Annotated in this window: 20 protein-coding genes (1 of these 20 cut by a window edge); 11 read left to right on the top strand and 9 right to left on the bottom strand. The window is 57.6% G+C overall.

Annotation, left to right across the window (positions count from 1 at the left end; translation table 11 throughout):
- Positions 1-623, bottom strand: partial view of a formimidoylglutamase gene (gene hutG, locus ACJJIK_RS14220; RefSeq protein WP_444943134.1) — the 5' portion only. Its footprint begins 340 nt before the window's first position; only the first 623 of its 963 coding nucleotides appear in the window; its start codon is at positions 621-623; its stop codon lies off the left edge, out of view.
- Positions 607-1,836, bottom strand: coding sequence for an imidazolonepropionase (hutI, locus tag ACJJIK_RS14225; RefSeq protein WP_444928950.1), 1,230 nt, complete (start codon positions 1,834-1,836; stop codon positions 607-609). Before hutI ends, hutG begins: the two co-directional genes overlap by 17 nt.
- Before the next feature lie 187 nt (positions 1,837-2,023).
- Between hutI and hutC the strand changes: the two genes are divergently transcribed.
- From hutC to ACJJIK_RS14255, 6 genes are all read left to right on the top strand, one after another.
- Positions 2,024-2,734, top strand: coding sequence for a histidine utilization repressor (gene hutC, locus ACJJIK_RS14230; RefSeq protein ID WP_444928951.1), 711 nt, complete (start codon positions 2,024-2,026; stop codon positions 2,732-2,734).
- A gap of 54 nt (positions 2,735-2,788) precedes the next feature.
- Positions 2,789-4,501, top strand: a complete 1,713-nt coding sequence (gene hutU, locus ACJJIK_RS14235; protein ID WP_444943135.1) for a urocanate hydratase — start codon at positions 2,789-2,791, stop codon at positions 4,499-4,501.
- A gap of 138 nt (positions 4,502-4,639) precedes the next feature.
- Complete coding sequence (gene hutH / locus ACJJIK_RS14240; RefSeq protein WP_444928953.1) at positions 4,640-6,190, top strand: histidine ammonia-lyase; 1,551 nt, start codon at positions 4,640-4,642, stop codon at positions 6,188-6,190.
- A 242-nt stretch (positions 6,191-6,432) separates the two neighbouring features.
- Positions 6,433-6,765, top strand: a complete 333-nt coding sequence (locus ACJJIK_RS14245; protein WP_444928954.1) for a hypothetical protein — start codon at positions 6,433-6,435, stop codon at positions 6,763-6,765.
- An 85-nt stretch (positions 6,766-6,850) separates the two neighbouring features.
- Positions 6,851-7,339 carry a hypothetical protein gene (locus tag ACJJIK_RS14250; RefSeq protein WP_444928955.1) on the top strand — a complete coding sequence of 163 codons (489 nt, stop codon included), beginning with the start codon at positions 6,851-6,853 and terminating at the stop codon, positions 7,337-7,339.
- A 415-nt stretch (positions 7,340-7,754) separates the two neighbouring features.
- A complete protein-coding gene (locus ACJJIK_RS14255) occupies positions 7,755-7,931 on the top strand; it encodes a hypothetical protein (RefSeq protein ID WP_444943136.1) in 177 nt (58 codons plus the stop codon).
- Between the two features lie 39 nt (positions 7,932-7,970).
- Here the strand turns inward: ACJJIK_RS14255 and pyk are convergent, their stop codons facing one another.
- A complete protein-coding gene (gene pyk, locus ACJJIK_RS14260; RefSeq protein WP_444932353.1) occupies positions 7,971-9,407 on the bottom strand; it encodes a pyruvate kinase in 1,437 nt (478 codons plus the stop codon).
- A gap of 176 nt (positions 9,408-9,583) precedes the next feature.
- On the opposite strand from pyk, the gene ACJJIK_RS14265 reads away from it, so the two are divergent.
- Together ACJJIK_RS14265 and ACJJIK_RS14270 are read left to right on the top strand one after the other, a co-directional pair.
- On the top strand, positions 9,584-10,057 hold the full coding sequence (locus ACJJIK_RS14265; protein WP_444928956.1) for an META domain-containing protein: 474 nt from the start codon (positions 9,584-9,586) through the stop codon (positions 10,055-10,057).
- 64 nt (positions 10,058-10,121) lie between these two features.
- Positions 10,122-10,664, top strand: coding sequence for an META domain-containing protein (locus ACJJIK_RS14270; protein WP_444928957.1), 543 nt, complete (start codon positions 10,122-10,124; stop codon positions 10,662-10,664).
- Between the two features lie 105 nt (positions 10,665-10,769).
- Here the strand turns inward: ACJJIK_RS14270 and smrA are convergent, their stop codons facing one another.
- From smrA to ACJJIK_RS14300, 6 genes are all read right to left on the bottom strand, one after another.
- On the bottom strand, positions 10,770-11,357 hold the full coding sequence (smrA, locus tag ACJJIK_RS14275) for a DNA endonuclease SmrA (protein WP_444928958.1): 588 nt from the start codon (positions 11,355-11,357) through the stop codon (positions 10,770-10,772).
- Between the two features lie 18 nt (positions 11,358-11,375).
- On the bottom strand, positions 11,376-12,239 hold the full coding sequence (locus tag ACJJIK_RS14280) for an SDR family oxidoreductase (protein WP_444928959.1): 864 nt from the start codon (positions 12,237-12,239) through the stop codon (positions 11,376-11,378).
- Positions 12,232-12,684, bottom strand: coding sequence for an acyl-CoA thioesterase (locus tag ACJJIK_RS14285; protein WP_444928960.1), 453 nt, complete (start codon positions 12,682-12,684; stop codon positions 12,232-12,234). Before ACJJIK_RS14285 ends, ACJJIK_RS14280 begins: the two co-directional genes overlap by 8 nt.
- A 132-nt stretch (positions 12,685-12,816) precedes the next feature.
- Positions 12,817-13,308, bottom strand: coding sequence for a protein-export chaperone SecB (gene secB, locus ACJJIK_RS14290; protein ID WP_444928961.1), 492 nt, complete (start codon positions 13,306-13,308; stop codon positions 12,817-12,819).
- A gap of 159 nt (positions 13,309-13,467) precedes the next feature.
- On the bottom strand, positions 13,468-13,728 hold the full coding sequence (grxC, locus tag ACJJIK_RS14295; RefSeq protein WP_444928962.1) for a glutaredoxin 3: 261 nt from the start codon (positions 13,726-13,728) through the stop codon (positions 13,468-13,470).
- Positions 13,729-13,758: 30 nt separating this feature from the next.
- On the bottom strand, positions 13,759-14,175 hold the full coding sequence (locus ACJJIK_RS14300; protein ID WP_444928963.1) for a rhodanese-like domain-containing protein: 417 nt from the start codon (positions 14,173-14,175) through the stop codon (positions 13,759-13,761).
- Positions 14,176-14,390: 215 nt separating this feature from the next.
- Between ACJJIK_RS14300 and gpmI the strand changes: the two genes are divergently transcribed.
- From gpmI to ACJJIK_RS14315, 3 genes are all read left to right on the top strand, one after another.
- Entirely contained in the window at positions 14,391-15,938 is a 1,548-nt protein-coding gene (gpmI, locus tag ACJJIK_RS14305; protein WP_444928964.1) for a 2,3-bisphosphoglycerate-independent phosphoglycerate mutase, read from the top strand.
- Positions 15,938-17,065 carry a murein hydrolase activator EnvC family protein gene (locus ACJJIK_RS14310; RefSeq protein ID WP_444943137.1) on the top strand — a complete coding sequence of 376 codons (1,128 nt, stop codon included), beginning with the start codon at positions 15,938-15,940 and terminating at the stop codon, positions 17,063-17,065. Before gpmI ends, ACJJIK_RS14310 begins: the two co-directional genes overlap by 1 nt.
- Positions 17,066-17,385: 320 nt before the next feature.
- Entirely contained in the window at positions 17,386-18,741 is a 1,356-nt protein-coding gene (locus tag ACJJIK_RS14315; protein ID WP_444928966.1) for a S41 family peptidase, read from the top strand.
- Positions 18,742-18,758 lie beyond the last annotated feature (17 nt).

An 18,758-nucleotide genomic window follows, 5' to 3' on the forward strand; every position in this document is an offset into this window, starting at 1 on the left:
CCCAGCTCATCCGCGCGCTGGTAGAGCGCAGGGGTGTTGGCATTATCCGCTGCGCCCACACAGAGATAATTAAATTCGCGACCATTTATCCTGCACTGCTCGGCGATTTGGAAAAATGGCGTTCCCGATGACCCCTTCGGAGCGGGGGTGCGCAAATCCAAATGCGCATCGAAGTTGATAATACCCAGACTGCTGTCGCGGTGATGTTCGCGCATCCAGCGGGCGATCCCCTGGTAGCTGCCAAAAGCGATTTCATGGCCGCCCCCCAATACCAGCGGGAAGTGGCCGGCACTGAGCAACTCATTAATACGGGCGCCCAACAGCGACTGGGCAGACTCCAAGTCCTCTCGCTCAACCCTGACATTGCCCGCATCGTATAGGGGGGCATCGAAAGTGGCCGGCAGGTTGGCCATGGCCAGACGCAGGATTCGCGGACCTTTCGCCGCACCGATTCGACCTTTATTGCGGCGTACCCCCTCATCAGAGGCAAAACCGAGAATGGTCAGGCCCGGGGTATCATCCAGCTGTAGGGGAGAAATCCGCTGGTGCCAGCGCTCACCCGCGCGCCCATCCTCAGAGTCGGTGCGACCGCTCCATAATTGCATATCAGCAAGCTGTAACATCGCGACCTCCGAGAAAAACTTTTGCCGGTTTGAGGGCGCCCACTTCATAGGCGAGCTGGTCCGGGGTATCCATCGGCCACAGGACAATATCGGCTCGCAACCCCTCGCGCAGTACACCGCGAGAACAGCACAAGCCCAGGGCCCGGGCCGCCGCCCGGGTAACACCGGCCAGAGCCTCTGCCGGCGTCAAGCCAAACAGCTGACAGCCCATATTCATCATCAAGCGCAGGGAGGCGATTGGGCAACTCCCCGGGTTGAGATCGGTGGCCAAAGCCATACACACCCCAGCCTCACGCAGCTTGTCGATGGGCGGCACCTGGGTTTCATGCAGGGTATAGAAGGCACCCGGTAGGAGTACTGCCACAGTGCCGCTTTCCGCCATAGCCCGCACATCGGCCTCGCTGATATATTCAATATGATCTACCGACAGGGCCCCGGACTTGGCCGCCATAGCAGTGGCGCCGGTACGCGCCAGCTGCTCGGCGTGCACTTTTACCGGCAGATCGAGTTTTTTCGCCGCATCGATAACCCGCTGGCACTGGTCGACGGTAAAGCCGATCGTCTCGCAGAACATATCCACTGCATCGGCGAGCTGCTCGCGGGCTACAGCGGGCAGTATCTGCTCGCAGATAAGGTCGATATATGCATCGGCGCGACCGTCGTATTCCGGCGGCAGGGCGTGTGCCGCCAGGCAGGTTGTCACTATCTCCACCGGATTGTGTTGCGCCAGGCGCCGCGCTGTGCGCAGCTGCTTCAGCTCCGTATCCAGATCCAGGCCGTAGCCGGATTTAATTTCCACGGTTGTTACCCCCTCGGCCATCAGCGCGTGCAGACGGGGCTCGGCCAGTTTGTACAGGGTCTCGGCACTGGCACTCCGTGTCGCCCGCACCGTAGAGATAATACCGCCCCCGGAGCGGGCGACCTCCTCGTAGCTCTCACCGCCCAAGCGCCGGGCAAATTCCCCCGCGCGGTGGCCGCCATAGACCAGGTGGGTGTGGCAATCAATCAGGCCCGGGGTCGCCCACTGGCCCTCGCCATCGACAATAAGGTCCGGTGTGCACTCGGGCAGCTCCCGGCGGGGCCCAATCCAAACAATCCGGCCTTTGGTTACCGCAATTGCAGCATCCTCGATAACACCGTAACCACCGGCAATGGAGGGGTCCATTGTGGCGGCATTGAGATTGGTAATCAGCAAATCACAGCGTTCTGACATAAGCTTTTTAGCGACGCGCTTTTCCTTTTAACCATAGATGCTCAGCCCGATAAACGAGAAACCCATATCGAGCAAGATACAGCTCCCCCCTTCGACTTGACAGCCCGCAGCTGGGAAACCATAGTAGCCTTAATCAATCTTGTATATACAACAATATACAAGCAATAGAAGTACTGTACCTGAGTCTATGAATACTGCAAGTGAACCCCGATACGCGGCCATCAAGCGCCATATTCGCCAGCAAATAGAGTCCGGCGAGTGGCCCGTACACTCCCAGGTGCCCTCGGAGAACCAACTGGCGCAGCAATTCAATGTGAGCCGGATGACCGCGAGGCGGGCACTGACCGAACTGACCGATGAACGGGTACTGATGCGCTCCCAGGGCCTGGGCACTTTTGTCGCCGAGCCGGTGCCCGCCAGCTCGCTGCTGGAGGTGCGCAATATCGCCGACGAAATCTCGGCCCGGGGCCACAGCTACAGTAACCGCATCCTGTTGGCGCAGCCCTGTGTGGCCAGTGCCGATGTCGCCCTGGCACTGGAAGTGCCGGAGCAGGCCAGAGTGTTTCACTCCATTATTGTGCACTGCGACAACGGCTTGCCGGTGCAGTGGGAAGAGCGCTTTACCAATCCGGCCCTGGCGCCGGATTACCTGGATCAGGATTTCGCCCACACCACCCCCAACGCCTATCTTTCCAAAGTCGCACCACTGACCGAGGCCGATACCACTGTCGAGGCCATCGCTGCGGAGGCCGCTATCGCCCACGCGCTGGAAATTGCCCCCGGGGATGCCTGCCTCCAGGTTTGGCGGCGCACTAAATGCAGTGCCGGCACGGTGAGCTTCGCGCGCCTGGTTCACCCGGGCAATCGCTACCGCCTCGGCGCACAACTGAGATTCTAATTATTGATTTATCCCGCGCGTCCCGGGAAAGCGAACTACCCACTGCGGGGACGTGTGAATTTTTTTACGAGAAAAATTGACGAGGAAGCCATGTCTACCGACAAACGCCACGATCCCAGCCGCAAAATCCGCGCGCCTCGCGGCAGTGAGCTCAATGCCAAAAGCTGGCTCACCGAAGCTCCCCTGCGCATGTTGATGAACAACCTGGACGCCGAAGTAGCCGAGCGCCCGGAAGACCTGGTGGTTTACGGCGGTATCGGCCGCGCCGCGCGGGACTGGGAGTGCTACGACAAAATAGTCGAAGTACTGAAGCGCCTGGAAGACGACGAAACCCTGCTGGTGCAGTCCGGCAAACCCGTCGGTGTCTTTAAAACCCACGCCGACGCGCCCCGGGTATTAATTGCCAACTCCAACCTGGTGCCCCACTGGGCCAACTGGGAACACTTCAACGAGCTGGATAAAAAAGGCCTGGCCATGTACGGCCAGATGACTGCCGGCTCCTGGATTTATATCGGCTCCCAGGGCATCGTCCAGGGCACCTATGAAACCTTTGCCGCCGTCGCACGCAAACATTTTAAGGGCGAAGCGAAAGGCAAATGGATTCTTACCGGCGGCCTCGGCGGCATGGGTGGCGCTCAGCCACTGGCGGCGACGATGGCCGGTTTCAGCATGATCGCCGTAGAGTGCGACGAAACCCGTATCGATTTCCGTCTGCGCACCGGCTATGTCGACAAAAAAGCCACCAGCCTCGACGAAGCGCTGCAAATGATTGAAGCCGCGATGGAAAAAGGCGAAGCCATTTCCGTTGGCCTGCTGGGCAATGCCGCAGATATTTTCCCGGAAATTGTAAAACGCAATATTCTGCCGGATTCGGTTACCGACCAGACTTCCGCACACGATCCTTTAAATGGCTACCTGCCCCAGGGCTGGAGCATGGAATACGCCGCAGAGATGCGTAAGAAAGACGAGGCCGCTGTAGTGAAGGCTGCCAAGCAGTCTATGGCGGTTCAGGTTGAAGCCATGCTGGAGTTGCAAAAGCGCGGCGCCGCGACCCTCGACTACGGCAACAATATTCGCCAAATGGCCCTGGAAGAGGGCGTGGAAAATGCCTTCGATTTCCCCGGCTTTGTACCCGCCTATATTCGCCCGCTGTTCTGCGAAGGCGTCGGTCCTTTCCGCTGGGCGGCGCTGTCCGGCAACCCGGAAGATATCTACAAGACCGATGCCAAGGTTAAAGAACTGATTCCCGACAACCCGCAGCTGCACAACTGGCTCGATATGGCCCGCGAGCGAATTCACTTCCAGGGACTGCCCGCACGTATCTGCTGGGTGGGTCTGAAAGATCGCGCGCGCCTGGCGCTGGCGTTTAACGAGATGGTGGCAAACGGTGAATTGGAAGCGCCGGTAGTCATCGGCCGCGACCATCTCGACAGCGGCTCAGTCGCCAGCCCCAATCGCGAAACCGAGGCCATGATGGATGGCTCCGACGCCGTCTCCGACTGGCCGCTGATGAATGCCCTGCTGAATACCGCCTCCGGCGCTACTTGGGTATCCCTGCATCACGGCGGTGGCGTGGGCATGGGCTTCTCCCAGCACTCCGGTGTGGTCATTGTGTGTGACGGCACCGAAGCCGCGCGCAAGCGTATCGAACGGGTTCTCTGGAATGATCCCGCCACCGGTGTCATGCGCCACGCCGATGCCGGTTACGAGATCGCAAAAAAATGCGCAAAAGAGCAGGGCCTGGACCTGCCCATGCTGAACGACTGATTTTTTACCGCAATAAAAATACCGCCGGCGGAAATCTTTTGCAGCCCGAAGCATTTTTATCGGGCTGTACCACTGGCGTCTAACAGGCTGTTTTTCAACAGCCTGCTAAGCAGCAAATATTTTTTGGTGAATGAATTTATGTATCAATTGGAAATCGATCCCGGCCAGTTAAGCCTTGCGCAACTGCGCCGCGTAGCCCGCGAGCCGGTGCAACTGTCCCTGGCGAAAAGCGCCTATCCCGCTATCGAAGCCTCTGCCCACACCGTCGCCCAAGTGATTACCGAAGGCCGCACGGTTTACGGCATCAATACCGGTTTTGGTTTGTTGGCCAACACCCGCATTGAAAAACACGACCTGGAAAACCTACAGCGCGCTATCGTACTGAGCCACGCCGCCGGCACCGGCAACTTTATGAGTGAAGCCACTGTGCGCCTGCTGATGGTGTTGAAAATCAACTCCCTCGCGCGCGGCTTTTCCGGCGTGCGCCCGCAGGTTATCGAAGCGTTAATGCAACTGGTCAATGCCGGTGTCTACCCCGCTATCCCCGAGAAAGGCTCCGTAGGCGCCTCTGGCGATTTGGCGCCGCTGGCTCATATGAGCGTGGTGCTTCTCGGTGAAGGGGAAGTATTGATCCAAGGCGAGCGCAAGAGCGCCCACGAAGGCCTCAAAGCGGCGGGCCTTGAGCCCATTACCCTGGCCCCCAAAGAGGGCCTCGCCCTGCTGAATGGCACCCAGGCATCCACCGCCTTTGCCCTGCTCGGCCTGTTCGCCAGTGAAGACCTGTTCGCCGGTGCCCTGGTGACCGGTGCCATGACTCTGGAAGCCGCCAAGGGCTCGCGCCGCCCGTTCGACGAGCGTATTCACAACGCTCGCGGCCAGCAGGCACAGCGCGACGTGGCGGCAATTTATCGGGACCTGCTCGGTGAAACCAGCCAGATCGGTGATTCCCATCAATTCTGTGAAAAGGTGCAGGACCCCTACTCCCTGCGCTGTCAGCCCCAGGTGATGGGCGCCTGCCTCCAGCAGATGCGCTTCGCCGCCGAAGTATTGTTGGCCGAGGCAAACGGGGTTTCCGATAACCCGCTGGTATTTACCGACGAGGAAAATCCGGATAACTCCGACATTATTTCCGGAGGTAACTTCCACGCGGAGCCTGTTGCTATGGTCGCCGACAACTTGGCACTGGCTCTGGCAGAAATCGGCTCTCTGTCCGAGCGCCGTATGGCCCTGTTAATCGACAGCAACCTGTCCGGCCTGCCGCCTTTCCTGGTGGAAAATGGCGGGGTAAACTCCGGCTTTATGATCGCCCAGGTCACCTCGGCGGCGCTGGCCAGTGAAAATAAATCCATCGCGCACCCCGCCTGCGTGGACTCCCTGCCCACCTCCGCCAATCAGGAAGACCATGTATCCATGGCCACCTTTGCCGGTCGCCGCCTGCGGGATATGGCCGACAATACCTGTGGCATCCTGGCCGTAGAACTGCTGGCAGCCTGCCAGGGCCTGGACTTCCGCGCGCCGTTAAAGTCCACGCAAAAACTCGAAGCGGCCAAGGCAAAACTGCGCGAGCGGGTCTCCTTCTATGACAAAGACCGCTACTTCGCCCCAGATATTGAAGAGGCAAAGCAATTGCTGAGCAGCGGCGCCTATCTGGCCTCTGTAGATCCCGATCTCCTGCCCAGCAGCCACTAGTCCAAGGCCCCCCTCCAGGACGTGATTCACGCACTGTGAGAGAAGTATTTTTCTCGCGGTGCGTGAATTTTTAGTGGTTTCCCCCGCCCACCGACCTTACCTTTCTGACTCCGAACAAGTGGGTCTCGCAAAGCGAAACCAGAGAGTTCCCCCGTACAGACCCGCCTCGGTGCTCGGCTTTATCAGAGCATTTATTTTGTGTCGTGAAAATTTACGCGGCAAAAAAGGTGTGGAGGTCTTAGATGAAACCGCTGCCCATCAGGCTGCTGCGAGGCACAGGCTGTGTGCTCGCCATTGCCACAGGACTGGCCCTGTCGGCCTGCAACGGAACGCCCGCTACCGCCTGCGGAGGCTACGATTGCTCAGCCAGTTATTACGGATACAGTCCTTATTACAACAAGACGTATTACAACCTGCGCGGCCGCCATGCCCACTGCCACCCAGATGGCATCTGCCACAACATGCGGCACTGTAATTTTTATTGGAATGGGAATTTTTATCGCCTGAGACCACCCGCCGTTGTAAATACCCAATACCAGGTTGTCGATCTGCCGCCGCACGCAGGGCACCACTAAATCTGAAATTCCGTGCTCGCCTGTTTGGCGCACCTAAGGGGCTTGGCCTCTCCGGGGGGAAATACCACTTACCGGAGAAAGCACTATGAATAGAGCTGTAAGAATGGTGATTCTCACCACCACGGTGTGCACAGCCCTGACTCTGGGTGCCTGTGTCACCGATGGTTACTACACCAGCTACGGAGGACCACAGGTCGCTTACACCTCCTCCTACAGTTACCCCTATGCCACACCCAATTACTACGCCTCGAGCAATGTCTACCTCACCTCTTATAGGACACCGGTTTACCAGACAGTGGGGTTCACCCCGGTAAATCCCTATTACTATAGAGTTGGCCACGCATCATTCCGCGGCCACCCCCGCTACCGGGCCCGCTACTACTATCGCGGTATGCCCTACCACAACCGCTTCTATTCCCCCCGTGCACCCCACGCCCGCTACCGAGGGTATAGAGGCTATCGGGGCCACAGTGGTCACTACCGTGTTCGCGGCGGATTTCATGGTGGCGGACATCGCGGTGGATTTCATGGCGGAGGGCATCGCGGTGGTGGAGGACACCACGGTAGACGCTAACCGCTAACCACTCTAAAACCCCCTACCGGGACTCAGTTTTGGTAGGGAGTTTTAGGCCAACTAAAATACCCGCTAATGCACAGAACAGATTTCTCCAAGTTACTTTTATTGAGCGGCAAAAAGGCATAATAAAATTAATCTCAGCGAGAAGGATCGAACCACCAGAGATAAAAACTTATTAGCAAAGTTATAGATAATGGCAAAAGTGACGTATACCAGCTAAGAAAATAAAATTACACAAATAAAATTTTAACCCCCCTACAACCACCTCAGTACCAAATTGAGTATTACCCCTCCATGTCGCCCTATTGGACAAATTGGCGTAAAAATCTTCACGTTGGCACACATACCCTCTAATCTAAGAGAATATATACGTATATAAATACTGTCTTTCGCATTTCCAGAGGTAACTGCGATGCAGAAAATGCGACTTATTCTGCTTGCCGCAGCCCTGGCGACGGGCGTTGCCGCTTGCTCGACAACCGCGCCCCAGGGAGGCCCAAAATCCTTAACTCTAGACGGAGAAAAATTTCACTGCATGGAGCAGGAACTGGAAACCAAGATACTGGTGAGATGCGTCCGCGCGGGGTAAATTATTGCACAGTGCAATTGCACTATTTAACCGCACAGATCACGGCACGCGGACAATACGCAGGGTATCGGTGTGGCCGCCAATATCCTGTTGATAGCCCCGGGATATCAAAACAAAATCCCCGGATATCAGCCGCTCCTGTTGCAGCAAACAGGAAATGGCCTTTTGATCGCGCAGGGGGCCATCCATTTCCGAAACATCCATTAATACCGGATCGACCCCGCTGTAAAGTGCCACTCGATTACAGCATTTCTGATGACGACAAAAAGCATAGATAGGAATCAATGCGCAGACCCGCGACATTAATAGTGCAGTATTGCCGGTTTCCGTCTGGCAAATAATCGCTTTTATTTCCCGACAGTGATTGGCTATCGTCATGGCCGCCATGGCGATACAGGCATCGCCGGCAGGGTAATCTCCGCGAAGCCCCTCCGGCATCGAATAAATTTTTCGGTGTTTTTCTGCCCCGACGATAACATCGGCCATATGCTCGACAGTTTCAATCGGATATTCTCCCGCTGCGGTCTCCGCCGACAACATCACCGCGTCGGTGCCATCCAGCACCGCATTGGCCACATCGCAAACCTCTGCGCGCGTGGGCACCGGATTAGCAATCATAGACTCCATCATTTGTGTTGCCGTAATCACCACCCGATTGAGATAGCGGGCATAACGGATTAGATGTTTTTGCACCCCCACTAACTCCGCATCGCCAATTTCCACAGCCAGATCTCCGCGCGCAACCATAATGGCATCGCTGGCCAAGATAAGCTTTTCCAAACGCGCATCATTAGCCACGGCCTCAGCCCGCTCTATTTTCGCAATAATATGCGCGCTGCCCCCCGCCGCTCTTAATAATTTTCTCGCCGTGTGGATGTCGCGGGCATCGCGCGGGAAAGAAACTGCGAGATAATCCACCTGCAACTCTGCCGCGACCTTAATATCGTGGCGGTCTTTATCGGTCAGCGCCGGCGCGGTGAGGCCACCGCCCTGTTTATTTATCCCCTTTCGATCGAATAGCCAGCCACCGGATTCAATCTCCGTTATTAAGGACAAACCCATAATTTTTATGATGCGCAAACTCAGCCGGCCATCATCCAGTAGCAGGCTGTCACCCTCGCTACAATCCTCGGCCAGTGCTTCATAATCAATCCAAACCCCCTCAGAACTCCCCGCCTCCTTGTCCCAATTTGGGTCCAGAATAAATTCTGCCCCCTTGCGCAGATAAATACGTCCATCCGTGAATTTCCCGACACGAATTTTGGGGCCCTGCAAATCCCCCAATAGGGCAATATGTCTCCCTTGGCGTTTCGCTTCCTCGCGAACATATTGTGCCCTGCGCCGGTGATCATCCATTTTTCCATGAGAAAAATTCAGTCGAACCACATCGACACCGGCACGAATTAATCGCCGAAGTGTTTCCTCTTTGTCGGTAGCGGGGCCTAGGGTGGCAACGATCTTGGTGCGCCTGATCATATCGACAAACGTCCTTTTATCGATGGGCAAATACGCTTTAGCGACCTCCGTGCAAGCATAGCTTGTCACTGCTGTCGTCTCATCACAGCAGCCAACAACTAAGCTTTTGTGAAAGCCCCAAAGCGGCAAATTTTGTGTGAACGGGTGAAGAGGTAGGGTTTGGGAGTTATTTATTGATGAGTAGGTTGGTGCAAATATGGTTGCTGGGAGCCCTATTAGTCATCGGCGGATGCCTGACAAATCGCATTGAGGAAGCACAGGTTGTGCAGTCCTCTGGCAGTATGAGCGCGGTCTGTGGCAAAAAATGGCGGCTGGTACGCCTGCGCGTCAGCGGAACCGTGGTCGATATCAAAAAGCCTGCGAACTTTACCTTTGTGTGCAATCTCCAGGGTAACGTCATGGGCAAAAGTGGCATAAACACCTACCGGGGAGAAGTACAGGTCACCGACAACGGGCTGTTACTGTGGGATACCTCCAGCTTTGTCTCCACCAAAATGAGCGGGCCCGAGCCACTGCTGCGACAGGAGCACGCCTACCTGCGCGCCCTCGCCGCTACTCGACAAAGCTTTACTAAATCCCGGGGAGGCCGCTTAATACTGCGTGACCCCTCCGGTGATACCTATATAGAATACATAAAGGCCGGACCTTGAACGCCGCCACAGAAGCCCTGTAGATTTTTAGATTAAATGTCGCAAAAACAATGAGAACGACATCATGCCCCGTCGTGCTTTTTACTTACTCCTGAGCATAGCCCTGTGCGAGCTGCTACTCGCCGGCTGTAGTGCCTTCACTCCGCCCGCTCCCCAGCCACAGCGATCGGCAGCATCTGCCTGTGAACACGAGTGGGTATTATCGAGCTTGTACTACTCCGGGCGCAGCTACGATTCAGCCCTGAGCTGGAGCCGGTTTTGGCGGGATAGACCCTTCTTCAAATGCGATCGCTTTGGTTACGTCAGGGGCAACGGCGGCACCAATCCCTACCTGGGGCGTTTCTCCCTCTCTAGCGGCGGGGCCTTTACCTGGGAGCGAATTCCCGCAATTGCGCGTATGGGCGGTGCACAACCCAGCGATGAACTGGAGATCGATTACCTTAACGCGCTGAGGAAGTCGGATTCGATTGTGATCCTGGGCAACAAGATGATGATCAGCAGTGCCGATGGCAGCGCCCGCATAGAGTTTGAACAGGTAGACCGCAGCTACCGACAGGCACAGCCCCATAAAAAAGGCGACCCATTGGGTCGCCAACATCACAATTGACAAGAATCAACAAGATGAGCTGTAAAAGCCTTAAATAAGAAAGCTTTGGCCGCGCATCTTAATGGGAGTTGGTGACAGAAAAGTTACAGCCATCCATTTAATGGCTCAGCGGCGCCGTTGGTGTATTTCCAAATTCTCCTGGCGCTTGCGCTCACTCTTTCGCAGCAGTAAATAAGTTGCCCCCAGCCCACCGTGCTGGGGCTGGGCCGTATGGAACGCCAGCACTTGATGCAGCTGCGGCAACCAGTGATTGATACAGCTCTTCAACAGCGCCGGCTGCTTGCGCCCCTCCCCCTTGCCGTGAGTAATCAGGGCGCAGCGCACATCCGCTTCGACACAGTCGCGGATAAACTCCATCACCGCGCTGCGCGCCATCTCCACGGAGTGGCGGTGTAGATCCAAACGCGCATCCACACTGTACTTACCCAGGCGCAAATTGCGATAGACCCCGTTTTGCACACCATCGCGCTTAAACTCCAAGGGGTCCCAGGGGTCCATCAGGTCGATATACTCCCCCGACAGGGGGTTCAGCTCCCGCTCCGTCAGGCGCGTGGCCGCAGCGCGGCGCTCCCGCAACATCGATTCGGACTGCTTCGACTCCCTGTGCAAGGTGACGCGGCGCTCCTGCACCAGCGGTTTGACGTCTCCCATTTCACCGAGAGCGTCTTTAAATAATTTGCTGTCGCTGCTCACAAATACCCCCTGCCAGCGTCAGTCGAGAAATAAATCCTTGGTTAAATTGTCAGCGTTGGCCGGATTGTGGGCGTAGCCGGTGAAATCCTTTACACCGCGCTCAGCCAACAGCACTTCATCGATCAGCTGGCAGCCACTCAGGGCGGCCTCTCTGGTCGTCAGTACCTCGTAGGCCGCGTCGGCCATAATGGCGGGCTTGCGACTCTGTGCAAACATCTCGCGGCTGCCCACCGCAAACTCAATCGCCGCTGTGGCCACCAGTGTGCGCGGCCACAGGGTATTCACACTGATGCCCGCCTCGCGCAGCTCTTCCGCCAATCCCAGGCTGAGGATGGTCATACCAAACTTTGACAGGGCGTAGGGGGCGAAGGGTCCCAGCCATTTGGGCTGGATATTCAGCGGCGGACACAGGCTGAGGATATGGGCGTTGTCAGACTTTTTCAGATAGGGCATCGCCAAGTGCGCAGTGAGATAGACCGCGCGACTATTGATACTCTGCATCAGGTCGTAGCGTTTCGGTGGTGTCGATTCCACATTGCTCAGGTTGATCGCACCCGCATTGTTAATCACCGCATCGATGCCGCCAAATTTATCGGCGGCCTCCGACATGGCCCGCTCCACCCGCTGCTCATCGCGCACATCCACCTGTAGGGCCAGGGCTCTGCCGCCGGCCTGCTCCACTTCCTCCGCCACCGAGAAGATGGTTCCCGGCAACTTGGGGTGGGGCTCTGCCGATTTAGCCGCAATCACGATATTGGCACCATCCGCTGCGCACTTAAGGGCAATCGCCCTGCCGATACCGCGACTGGCGCCGGTGATAAAGAGGGTCTTGTCCTTTAAGGCCCCTGTATTGTCCGTCAGGGATACAAACTCTTCACGCATTTTTTTCAGCCTCCGGGGCAGTCACTGCCGGACTGTAAATTTCCTTGAAGATCGCCGGCATACGTTTTGGCTTGCCGCTGGAAAGCTCTATGCACACCATCCGCCATTCGGCCCGCAATACCAATGCCCTATCGGCGGCGCGAAACACCTGAAAGCGGCGAGTCATATTCAGACGCCCGTCCACCTCAGTGAGCCAGGTGCCAAACAGCAATTCCTCCCCCTCTCTGGCCGCCAGTATATAGTCATACTCGCCATGGCGAATTGCCATTCCCCGGTCAAGCTGCTGATAATTCGTGACATCCAGACCCAGGACGGCGCTGTGCGCCCAGGCGCTGGCCTCACACCAGCGCACATATTGCGCATTGTTGGCATGGCTCAGGCCATCCACATGTTCGGCGCCAACCGTCACTTTGCTGATAAATGGATTTGGCAGATCCCACTGCATAAGCGGCTCCAGATTTGTGCGCGGTTGCGAAGGGGTAGTCAGTAAATCGGAAGCTATCCCCGGGGAGATTACAGATATAAAAAAAGGCCCCGCTAAGGGACCTTTTTATCGTGCCAGCCGGGCTAAAGCGAATTAAGCGTTCGCTTGAGCACCCTCTGCTTCTTTCTGTGCCTTGTCGAGGGCAGCAGCAAACAGGGCATCGAAGTTCACCGGCGGCAACATCAGTGCCGGGAAAGAACCTTTCACTACCGCGTTGTCGATCACTTCGCGCGCGTAGGGGAACAGGATCTGCGGGCAGGCGGTGTTCAGGGCCTGGGCCAGCTGTTGACCTTCCAGACCTTTAATGCCGAACAGGCCAGCTTGTTTTACTTCCACCAGGAAAGCGGTGTCTTCTTCCAGCTTTACGGTGATAGTCAGGGTCAGGGCTACTTCATACAAATCTTCATCGATCTTCGCAGTCTTGGTGTTCAGCTCCTGGTTAACCTGGGGCTTCCACTGCTTTTTGAAGACCTCGGTACCCATCGGGGTTTCGAAGGAGAGGTCTTTCAGGTAGATGCGTTGCATCGCAAATTGTACTTGTGGAGCCTCTGCGTTTGCCGCTGCGCCATTTAATTCTTCAGCCATGTTACAGCCTGTTTATTAGAAAAAGTTTATTGATGCCTTCCGTAAGAAAGGCTCCGCTAATAACTCAAAAGTTGGGGCCTCGATAAAACGTTTCAAGGCCCAGAGCGGATAAATAGCAAAAATTGCCGACCGCGCGTTGGCAGTCGCGTCAATTTTGTATTAACCCGCAGCTTTTAGCAGTTTATCCAACTGACCGGCGCGCTCCAACGCCATCAGGTCGTCGCAACCACCGACATGCTTGTCGCCGATCCAGATTTGCGGCACCGAACGGCGACCCGCTTTCGCGGCCATCTCCGCACGCAGACCGGGATTGTTATCCACGGAAATTTCGCGGTAGGCGACACTCTTGCTGTCGAGCAGCTGTTTGGCGCGAATACAGTAGGGACAAAAACGAGTGGTATAAATGACAAGATCCCGCATGACAAAACTCCGTCAAACTGATACTTCAGGTTAACCTTTACCCTTAACGACAGGGAGGTTCTGGTTAGCCCACTCGCTCATACCACCCTGTAGGCGGCGCACTTGGAAACCTTTCTGCTTCAGCAGGCGTCCCACCGCACCGGCATGCTGCCCCATTTTGTCGGCGACAATAATGGTCTTGCCCTTGAACGGTTCCAATTCGGCGATGCGCTCAAGCACATCGCTGTGGAGAATATGCAGTGCGTCGACGATATGCCCGGCAGTGAACTCGCTGCGATCGCGAACATCCAGCACCTTGGCCCCATCGCTGTTGATCAGCCTGGTCACTTCGTGCGTCGACGCCGGCACACCGGACTTGAATCGCTCGGTCAAAACAAAAGCGTAAAGCAATGCCACCAGCAGGCCGACCAACAGCCACTGCTGCGCTAAAAAGTCGAAGAAATCCACTTCACCCCCAAATCCTCAAGTGGTTATCAATAGGGCGCTACAGCGCCCAATGCCGGCGGGAGTATACACGATCATGGCGAAATTCTAACCAACCGAATCCCCTCACCCCAGGCACTTTGTAATCCGGCCCAAGGCAAATAACATAGTGAAATACCAGCCCCACAGGTTAAAATCCGCGTCCGCAATCTAACCCCCGAAAGAGGAATACCGTCGCTATGGCCGCTACGCAAGCCCCGCAAAAACGCCCCCTGGTCCTGCTGATTCTGGACGGCTTCGGCCACAGCGATAAACCCGAGCACAACGCGATCCACGCCGCCAAATCGCCGGTGTGGGACAATATCTGGGCCAGCCGCCCCAAGACCCTGATCCAGACCTCCGGTATGGCCGTAGGCCTGCCCGAGGGCCAGATGGGCAACTCTGAAGTCGGCCATATGACCCTGGGTGCCGGGCGCGTGGTCTACCAGAATTTCACCCGCATCAACAAAGCCATTCAGGACGGCGACTTCTTCCGCAACCCGACCTACACCGCTGCGGTGGACAAGGCCATCGCCCACAACGGCGCCGTCCATATTATGGGTCTGCTGTCCGAAGGTGGTGTACACAGCCACGAGGACCATATCGTCGCCATGGTGACCCTGGCGGCCCAGCGCGGTGCCCGCGCCATTTATATCCACGCCTTCCTCGATGGCCGCGACACCCCGCCGCGCAGTGCCGAACCCTCTCTGAGCCGCCTGACCCAGGTGTGCGACGCCGTCGGCAACGCCCATATGGCCACCCTGGCCGGGCGCTACTTCGCCATGGACCGCGACCAGCGCTGGGAACGCACCGCATCCGTCTACGACATGCTGACGCTGGGCACCGCCGAGCACAGTGCCAGCGATGCCCTGGCAGGCCTGGCCTCAGCCTATGAGCGCGGTGAAAACGATGAGTTTGTCGCTCCCACAGTGATTGGCGAGCCCGCCCCGATCCGGGATGGCGATGCGCTGATCTTTATGAACTTCCGCCCGGATCGCGCGCGCCAGCTGACCCGCGCCTTTACCGAACAGGACTTCAGTGGCTTCGAGCGCCAGGCCAAACCGCAGCTGGCGGACTTTGTCATGACCACCGAATACGCCGGCGATATCCACGCCAACTGCGCCTTCCCGCCGGAAAACCTGGTCAACTCCCTCGGCGAATACCTGTCGGCGCAGGGCAAAACCCAGCTGCGCATCGCCGAGACGGAAAAGTACGCCCACGTTACCTTCTTCTTCAGCGGCGGCCGCGAAGCGCCCTACACTCATGAAACCCGCGAGCTGATTAAGTCCCCGGATGTGGCCACCTACGACCTGCAACCGGAAATGAATGCACCAGAGGTCACCGATAAGTTGGTCGCCGCCATCGAGAGTGGCGAGTACGACGCCATTATCTGTAACTATGCCAACGGCGATATGGTGGGGCACACCGGAGTGTTTGAAGCGGCGGTCAAAGCGGTTGAAGCGCTCGATCAGTGTGTCGAGCGAGTCACCAACGCCGCCCTGGCCGCCGGTGGTGAAGTGCTGATCACTGCCGATCACGGCAATGTGGAAGAGATGTTCGACGCCAACTCCGGCCAGGTCAGCACCCAGCACTCCACCCTGCCGGTGCCTTTCGTCTATATCGGCGAGCGCAATGTGCAAATGTGTGACGGAGGTAGTCTGGCGGATGTGGCGCCAACCATGTTAGCGTTGATGGGTCTGCCACAGCCGGCGGAAATGACCGGTCAAAGCTTGGTAAAAATAGACTGATGAAAACTCTCGTTCTCTTCCTGATCGCCCTACTTTCCCTGCCCGCCTGGAGCCAGGCGGAGGGAGATGAGCAGGCGCGCCTGGCACAAATCAAACAGCGCATCGAGTCCCTGCAACAGGAACTCAACCAGGTGCGCAGCCAGCGCGACCAGCTGCTCAAGGATCTGGAAGATAACGAGAAAGATATTTCCGAGCTGCACCGGCGCATAGACCAGATCAAAGAGGATATGCGCAGCCGCTCGGACAAGCTGCGCCAGCTCCAGCGGGAGCAGCAGCAGCTCGAGGAGTCGCGACGAAGTATGCAGCGGCGGGTCGAGCAGGAGATCGCCGCCGCATACCGACTAGGCCGACAGGAGCAGATCAAACTGCTCCTCAACCAGCAAGATCCCCAGAACGTCGCCCGCCATCTCCGCTACCACGATTACTTCCTCCAAGAACGCAGCCGCATCATAGACACCTACCGGGAAACCCTCACCTCACTGGAGACGGTATCCAGCGCTATTGAGCGCGAGCGCGCAACCCTGGAGACGGAGCGGGAGCAGCTGCAACAGCGCCAGAGCAAGCTGCGCCTGGCCCAGCAAAACCGCCAGGGCACACTGGAGAAACTGGCCGCGCGCCTGTCCGACGGCAGCGGTGAACTCAAACAGCTACAGGGCGATCGCACGCGCCTGCAAAAGTTGATCGACGAAGTGGGCCGCGCCATCGCCTCCCTGGTAAGCCCCAGTGAGCAGAAGCCCTTTGCGCGCCAACGGGGCAAGATGCAGTGGCCGGTCGAAGGCCGCCGCGCCAATGCCTACGGCCAGCGCCGCGCCAATGGCATCACCTGGAAGGGTGTGACGCTGCGCGCCAATGCGGGGGAGCCGGTGCGCGCCATTCATCGCGGCCGTGTGGTATTTTCCGATTACCTGCGCGGCCACGGCATGCTGGTTATCCTGGACCACGGCGGGGATTATATGAGCCTCTACGCCCACAACCAGTCCCTCACCCGCAGTATTGGCGAGTGGGTGGAAAGTGGTGACACCATCGCGCGGGTCGGCAATAGCGGCGGTCTCAGCCAGAGCGGCGTCTATTTCGAAATTCGCCACCGGGGCAAGGCGCAGGACCCCACCGTTTGGTGCCGCTCCTGATCGGAAGCTGGCGCCCACTACCCTTATTGCGACGCTATGGCGATTAGGCACCCGCCTAATGCCCTGCCCCCCACCTCTGCACACCCACCGCTGTGCTAATTAAATGGGAAAGCTCTATCACCCAAATTCTGTGTGAACGGCTTTAATTTCGTCACCGGAAGAGAATAAAAGTGGGATTTCACCCAAGTGCAACCCCCTTGGACGCCGGGCAACTAAGACAGCGGCACGGTAGAATTTAGCGCTCGCTTAGAATCCCTGCCAATCTCTGCGGTCTACACTTCCGCTAAGTAGCGAAGAAATAAGGCAGAGGTCATAACAATATGTTTATCCCCAAAGCGCTGACCACTTTGATTGGCGCAGCCGCTCTGACAGCCCTGCCTTTGATGGGTCTAACCGCCGGCGACAGCCCCCTCCAGGTGAGCGCAGACAGCGACGCGCGCCTGCCGCTGGAGGACCTGCGCAGCTTTGCCAAAGTATTCGAGCAGATCCGCCAGGGCTATATCGAAGAGGTGGACGACCGCACTCTGCTGGAGTACGCCATCAAGGGGATGCTACAGGGCCTCGACCCCCACTCTTCCTATCTGGACCGCCGCTCCTTTGACGACCTGCAAGCCAACACTACCGGTGAATTTGCCGGCCTCGGGCTAGAAGTGGGCATCGAAAACGACCATATCACCGTGGTCAGCCCCATGGACGATACCCCCGCCTCCCGCGCGGGCCTCAAGGCCGGCGATGTCATACTGCGCCTGTCGGGCAAGTCCATGAAAGGCGTGAGCCTGGATGAGGCGGTGGAGTGGATGCGCGGGCCCAAGGGCAGCAGTGTCACCCTGACCATCGCCCGCAAAGGCCAAAAGCCCTTCGATGTCACCCTCAAACGGGATACCGTGCGCATGCGCAGTGTGCGCAGCAAGGTGCTCGATGAGGGCTATGGCTACCTGCGCATTAGCCAGTTCCAAATGGACACAGGCGCCGATGTAGCCGATGAACTGATCAAGTTGCAGAAGAAAGGCGCACTGAAAGGGCTGGTGATCGACCTGCGCAACAATCCCGGTGGCGTACTGCAATCTTCGGTGGAAGTCGCCGACGCCTTTCTGGAAGAGGGACTGGTGGTCTATACCGAGGGCCGCAGCGACTCCGCTAACCTGAGCTATTCGGCCGAACCGGGCGATTTGACCGAGGGCGCGCCACTGGTAGTCCTGATCAACGCGGGCTCCGCCTCGGCGGCGGAAATTGTCGCCGGCGCGCTACAGGATCACCGCCGCGCGGTGGTGATGGGTACCGACAGCTTTGGCAAGGGCTCGGTGCAAACGGTAATCCCGATCACCAGTGAGCGCGCCATCAAACTGACCACCGCACTCTACTTCACCCCCAATGGGCGCTCGATCCAAGCCCAGGGCATCACGCCGGATATCGTGGTAGAACGGGTCAAAGTCACCCGTGTGGACGACTCTACGCAGCCCACCGAAGCCGATTTGGCCGGACACCTGGACAACGGCAACGGCGGTGCCGAGCGCACCTCTGAAGACCGCGTGCGGGAACAGGAGGAGCGCGAAGACTGGATGGATCGCGACAATCAAATCTTCGAGGCCCTCAATGTGCTCAAGGGCCTCAATCTCTACGCCGAACGGGACAGGGGCTTGCGCGAGCGCCTTGCCCGCGCAGACGGGCAGCAATAAGCGCGGTGCGGCGGGCC

The organism is Microbulbifer regidiadema (SeqCode) (genome assembly GCF_052466995.1).